We start from the raw sequence: 5,447 nt of genomic DNA, 5'->3' as shown, positions 1-5,447 counted from the left end.
AAGAGCAGGCCCCCGGCGGCGTCACCCCCGGCGTCCGCGGGGACGAACAGGAAGCCCGTGCCGACGGGCCGTTCACCAGCCCCCGCCACGCCCCGGACATCTCCCCGCCGCACGACCGCGTTCAACCCATCCTCCAGTTCGAAGAGAGCGCCGTCTGGGACGCCTTCTGGTACTTCGCAGTCCCGGACACCGTCGAAAACTACCCCGAAGACGGCTACGTCCCCGAAAACGACGAGGACCTCCCCGAGGGTGTCACGCAGGAAGACGTGCCCGTCTCGCCGAAGTACTTCGCTGGCTTCCGCAGTCTCGGCAGCGAAGTCTCGACCGACAAGTCCGCCGAAGAACCGGCGTGGCTGCAGGACATGGAGAACACGACCGAGCGCGCTGGCCGCGCCCAGGACAAAGAGGACCTGATGGAGCGCCTGCGCGACCTCGGCTACATGTGAAGTCGGCCGACACCTAACACAACACACTACGCGGCCACTTTTTCGCGGTCTCGCTGTCGACAGGCGAACCTCTCGACGCCGAGTTCCGACCGTCTTGTATCGTGAGGCTGTTTTCTATCGTTGTAGCTCAGCAGTGTCAGAAGCGCTCGTCACCAACGTCAAACGTATCTTCGGATACGACCCAAGCGAAGAACTGTCGAACGTGCGGGTCCACCCCGAAGAAGCACCTCGCCCGGTGATGTTCCGAGACCCCACGGGCGAGCGATACATCGCAATCGCGCCGCGGGTTCCCGAGTAACTCCCATCGAGTAGCGTCCACACCGTAGCGCCTATCTCCCCCAACCCGCTATCGCCTCCATGACATCCGAGTGGGTTAGCCTCTTTTCCGGCGGAAAGGACTCCTCGTGGGCGCTTTACCGCGCGCTCGAAGAGGGATTGAACGTCACCCGACTCCTGACCGTCCACCCGAGCGACGACTCGTACATGTACCACGTCCCCGCGACCGACCTCGCCTCTCTCGCCGCGGAGAGCACCGGAATCGAACTCGTCGAGGTCCACCCCGGCGACCTCGAAGCGACAGATGTCGAGGACTCCGGCGCGCAGGGCGACGCGGAACTCGAACCGCTCGAAGCGGCACTTTCGGACCTGCAATCCGAAATCGACCTCGCGGGCGTCACCGCGGGCGCAATCGAAAGCGAGTTCCAGACGAACCGAATCGAAGGGATGTGCGACCGTCTCGGCATCGACCTGTTCGCCCCGCTGTGGCAGGAAAATCCGCGGGAACTCGGCGAGGCGATGCTCGACGCCGGCTTCGAAATTACGCTCATCCAAGTCGCAGCCCACGGTCTCGACGAATCGTGGCTCGGCCGGACGCTCGACGCCGACGCGCTCGACGAATTAGAGGAACTCAACGAACAGTACGGCGTCCACATCCTCGGCGAAGGCGGCGAGTTCGAGACGCTCGTTACCGACGCTCCGCATATGGACCGCCCTATCGAACTGGAGTACGAGAAGGTGTGGGAGGGAACCCACGGTCGACTCCGGATTACTGACGCCTATCTCGGCTGAAGTCACTTATTTGACGGCCATTTCTAAAAACGCGAGAGACGCTGAAAACGGAAGTTACTGTCCGTTCGTCAGCTTCGAATGCGCACCGATAAGCGCGTTCGAGAGGTCGAGGTTCTCGATGTGCGTCTCTTCGTCGACGATGGAGTTCTTGAGTTCCGCGTTACGGACAATCGCGCCGGGGAAGACCACCGACTCGTCGAGCGTGGAGTCTTCGACTACGGCGTCGGCCATGACGTGCACGTTCGTTCCGAGTTCGGTGTTGTTCAGCGTCGCGGTATCGTGGATGTAGTTCTCGCCGTCGAGATACCACGCGACTGCATCGAGGTAACTCTGGGGCGTACCGATGTCGAACCACGCGCCGTCGAACGTGTACGCGAACACGTCGCCGTTCTGCTGAAGCCACTGCATGAACCAGCCGGGTTCGTCGGGATTGTTGTCGCCCGCGAGGTACTCGTCGAACTTGGGCAGGTCCTCAGCCGGGAACGCGTAGCACGCGATAGAAACGAGCGTGCTCTTCGGGTCGTCGGGCTTTTCCTGGAAGTTGACGACGCGGTCGCCGTCGAGTTCGACGAGACCGTAGGACTTCGCGCGCTCTCGGTCCTGTACGTCGTAGGCGGCGAGACACGGCTCGTCTTTTTCGTAGAAGAAGTCCACGAAGTCCGCAACGTCGAAGCTGATGAGGTTGTCACCCGCGATGACGACGAGGTCCTCGTCGACTTCCTCACGGTCGATGAGTTGTTCGAGCGCCCCGACGACGCCGAACTTCTCGTCTTCGGCACTGGTGTCTTCGACAGAGAGCGTCGGCTTTTCGAACGACGAGTCGGCGATGTACTCCTCGAACGAGTCGGCGAATCGCTCGTTCGTACTCACGAACACCTCAGAGACGCGGTCGTCGGCTTCGAGGTCTTCAAAGATAGTGTCGATAACGGTCTGGTCACCGACGGGCAAGAACATCTTCGGTCGGTGTTTGGTGATAGGCCACAGACGGGTCGCGTAACCACCAGCAAGGACGACTGCCTTCATACTCTGAAATCCCACCACGTGGTCAAGGCCTTTTTGCATCTTCTCTATACTCTTGACATTTCGACGATGGGATAGTCGCGGGGGTTCGGCAAGGGGATGACGGAAGGTGTGTAACACTGGGACGGCGGAAGGAATTTTCCGTTCGCCATCTAAGCGAGCAGTATGACAGACCAGGAGACCACCACGACGACACGCCAGCGCATCGCTGATGCCCTCCGTGCCGACCCCGCAACCGCGTCCGAACTCTCGGCGAACGTCGGCGTCTCGGTGTCCTCCGTCTACGGTCACCTCCAACACGTCGCCCGTTCCGTCCACGGTCAGGACGGCGAGCAGTTCCTCGTCGCTCCACCAGAGTGCCGGAACTGCGGGTTCAGCGCCTTCGACGACCCCGTGAACTACCCCTCGCGCTGTCCGGAGTGTCGGAGCGAAGGTATCGAAGAAGCCGTGTTTAAAATCGAGTAGTTCCGCGGGGGCAGCGTCCCACCCCGCGCTGTCTCTCCGTTTGTCCCGCTTCTTATATCGCGTCCAACTCGTCCAACAGCGTCTGCGCAGCCGCAGCTGACGACCCGGGACCGCGTGCAGTGATGAGGTCGCCGTCGACGGTGACGCTTGTCTCGCTGTCGAGTTCGCCGTCCCAGATACCGCCCGCCGCTTTGACTTCGTCTTCGACCCAGTACGGGAGTTTCCGACCGTCGGGCATCAGGTCGTCGTCGTCGAGAATGTCTTCCTCCCATTCGTTCGGGAAGCCCGTCACCTCGCGGCCGTCGACGAGGAACGACCCGTCTGCTTCGCGAGTGAATCCGAGGATACCGACGGCGTGACAGACGACGAGCGCTTTGCTCCCGTCACCGGCGACGGCCTGCAAGAGCGCCTGTCGAGCGTGTCGGTCCTGATTGATATCCCACGCGGTTCCGTGACCGCCGGGAAAGACCACGGCGTCGTAGTCGTTGGCGTCGACCTGCGCGATTTTCTCGGGGTTCTGTAGTCGCTCGTCGGTTTCGTGTACGTCGAGAATGTGCTCGGCGAATTCCTTGCCGACTGAGTCGGGGTCGACAGAGCGCTCGTCGATGACCGGCGGCGCGCCCGTCGGCGTCGCCACCGTTACGTCGACACCGGCGTCGCTCAGTGTGGTGAGCGGTTCGATACACTCCTCGCCCCAGTATCCTTCCTCGCTGACGATGAAAAGCGCTGCTGTCATCAGTCCCGAGTATGCCCCGACTACAAAAAGGACCCGTGGACGCGGAAATCCAGGTGGGTTCTCCGCGCGCGACGGAGCGGTCGCGAGCGATACATAAGGACTGTTGTAGTCTCTTACCGGTGTCGCCAGCACCGGGACGATGGTCACCGGTAAATAGTTACAACAGTCCTTATCAGTCGGGCGTCGGCGGGTCGACCTGTCGGTCGTTTCCGACTCGAAGACACGCCGCCGTTGTTCCCACTCCGGTTGCCTCCAATTCGGGATGGTCGCGCTCGCAGACGGTTGTGAACGACTCGTTGAGGGTTCGCCGGGCCGCGTCGTGTTCACCGTCGGTGAGGTCCGAAATCGCGTTCGAGAGAATCGTTTCCGCGTTCGGGTCCGAAAGCGTCTGTGGAACGTCGAACTCCCGGCGGAGTTCGCGCGCGACTGCGTCACCCGGGACATCCTCGGGCGCATCCGCTTCGCCCTCGGCGACGAGGAACTCGCGAACGTCCTGGACATCGATACCGCGCTCGACGCGGAGCCGGAGGTCGAGTACGTGCCGCCACTCCGACTGTTCGAGGCTAAATTCGTCCGGTTGGATAACCACCGGACAGCGAGTGTGGAACCGGCACCCGGATGGCGGGTTCGACGGACTCGGCACGTCGCCGGTGAGTTCGATACCCTCGTTTCGGCGCGAGGGGTCCGGCGTCGGAATCGACGAGAGAAGCGCCTTCGTGTAGGGGTGCTGTGGGTCGTCGAAGAGTGTCTCCGTGTCAGCTATCTCGACAATTTCGCCGAGATACATGACGGCGACGCGGTCACAGACTTCGCGGACGACGCCGAGGTCGTGGCTGATAAACACGATAGCGAGGCCGAACTCGGCCTGTAAGTCGCGCATCAGCGAGATAATCTCGGCCTGGATGGACACGTCGAGCGCCGACACCGGTTCGTCGGCGACGATGAGTTCCGGGTTGAGGACCAGCGCCCGCGCGAGTGCGATTCGTTGTTTCTGCCCACCGGAGAACTCGTGCGGGTAGCGGTCGAAAGCGGCTGCTGACAGCCCAACGCGCTCCAGCAGGTTTTCCACGATGCGTCGCCGTCGTTTTCGGTCGCGCATCCCGTGGATGGCGAGCGGTTCGGCGACGGATTCGCCGACGCTCATCCGGGGGTCGAAACTCGACGACGGGTCCTGAAACATCATCTGCGCCCGGCGACGGAACGCCTTGAGTTCGGCGTCGCCGTGCGCTGTGATGTCCGCGCCGTCGAAGACGACCTCGCCGTCAGTCGGCTCTTCCAGTCGGAGAAGCGACGTCGCAGCCGTCGACTTTCCGCACCCCGACTCCCCGACGAGTCCGAGCGTCTCGCCGCGTTCGACCTCGAACGAGATACCGTCGACCGCCCGCACGCGACCGACTTCCTTCTTGAGGACGCCTTTGGTAATCGGGTAGTGTTTCTTCAGGTTACGAACCGAAAGTAGTGGGTCGGAACTCATCGTGCATCACCGCCGGTTGCGTCGGAACCGCTGTGGCCGCCATCGGTGGCGCGTGCCTCCGAGTCGCTTTCGCCGCGAATGACCGACGCGTCGTAGCCGGGACCGTAGTAGACACACGCCGCACGGTGGTCGGGTGCCGCTTCGAGAAGTTCCGGGTGGTCCCCGCGTCGACCGTCGTCCGCCGCGTCCGGACACCGTGGCTTGACTCGACCTCCCTCCGGCGGCCCCGCCAGGTCAG

General features: G+C 62.6%; 6 protein-coding genes and 2 pseudogenes. 4 read left to right on the top strand and 4 right to left on the bottom strand.

The window, feature by feature from the left end; all coding sequences use genetic code 11:
* The 3 genes and pseudogenes from QT222_RS07375 to QT222_RS07365 form a co-directional block, all read left to right on the top strand.
* Positions 1–446, top strand: a pseudogene (locus tag QT222_RS07375) (phosphoadenosine phosphosulfate reductase family protein); the annotation flags it as partial.
* Between the two features lie 133 nt (positions 447–579).
* On the top strand, positions 580–744 hold the full coding sequence (locus tag QT222_RS07370; RefSeq protein ID WP_491476785.1) for a hypothetical protein: 165 nt from the start codon (positions 580–582) through the stop codon (positions 742–744).
* A gap of 59 nt (positions 745–803) precedes the next feature.
* The gene (locus QT222_RS07365; RefSeq protein WP_004572591.1) at positions 804–1,514 is read left to right on the top strand and encodes a diphthine--ammonia ligase; all 711 of its coding nucleotides are present in this window, start codon (positions 804–806) and stop codon (positions 1,512–1,514) included.
* Positions 1,515–1,568: 54 nt separating this feature from the next.
* On the opposite strand, the gene QT222_RS07360 is transcribed toward QT222_RS07365, so the two are convergent.
* Positions 1,569–2,537, bottom strand: coding sequence for a nucleotidyltransferase family protein (locus QT222_RS07360; protein WP_004572592.1), 969 nt, complete (start codon positions 2,535–2,537; stop codon positions 1,569–1,571).
* A 162-nt stretch (positions 2,538–2,699) separates the two neighbouring features.
* On the opposite strand from QT222_RS07360, the gene QT222_RS07355 reads away from it, so the two are divergent.
* Positions 2,700–2,999: a transcriptional regulator gene (locus QT222_RS07355; RefSeq protein WP_004572593.1), complete on the top strand. Its 300-nt coding sequence runs from the start codon at positions 2,700–2,702 to the stop codon at positions 2,997–2,999.
* 52 nt (positions 3,000–3,051) lie between these two features.
* On the opposite strand, the gene QT222_RS07350 is transcribed toward QT222_RS07355, so the two are convergent.
* The 3 genes and pseudogenes from QT222_RS07350 to QT222_RS07340 form a co-directional block, all read right to left on the bottom strand.
* The gene (locus QT222_RS07350; RefSeq protein WP_491476784.1) at positions 3,052–3,735 is read right to left on the bottom strand and encodes a type 1 glutamine amidotransferase domain-containing protein; all 684 of its coding nucleotides are present in this window, start codon (positions 3,733–3,735) and stop codon (positions 3,052–3,054) included.
* Between the two features lie 172 nt (positions 3,736–3,907).
* Positions 3,908–5,209 carry an ABC transporter ATP-binding protein gene (locus QT222_RS07345; protein ID WP_491476783.1) on the bottom strand — a complete coding sequence of 434 codons (1,302 nt, stop codon included), beginning with the start codon at positions 5,207–5,209 and terminating at the stop codon, positions 3,908–3,910.
* Positions 5,206–5,447 (bottom strand): annotated as a pseudogene (locus QT222_RS07340) (ABC transporter ATP-binding protein); the annotation flags it as partial. The gene QT222_RS07345 and the pseudogene QT222_RS07340, both read right to left, overlap by 4 nt.

It is taken from the genome of Haloferax sp. s1 (assembly GCF_058382125.1).
This window is presented reverse-complemented; position numbering and strand designations above follow the sequence as displayed.

Coding starts and splice junctions, on each gene's coding strand:
- QT222_RS07365 (WP_004572591.1), top strand. CDS start 804: ATGACATCCGAGTGGGTTAGCCTCTTTTCCGGCGGAAAGGACTCCTCG.
- QT222_RS07360 (WP_004572592.1), bottom strand. CDS start 2,537: ATGAAGGCAGTCGTCCTTGCTGGTGGTTACGCGACCCGTCTGTGGCCT.
- QT222_RS07355 (WP_004572593.1), top strand. CDS start 2,700: ATGACAGACCAGGAGACCACCACGACGACACGCCAGCGCATCGCTGAT.
- QT222_RS07350 (WP_491476784.1), bottom strand. CDS start 3,735: ATGACAGCAGCGCTTTTCATCGTCAGCGAGGAAGGATACTGGGGCGAG.
- QT222_RS07345 (WP_491476783.1), bottom strand. CDS start 5,209: ATGAGTTCCGACCCACTACTTTCGGTTCGTAACCTGAAGAAACACTAC.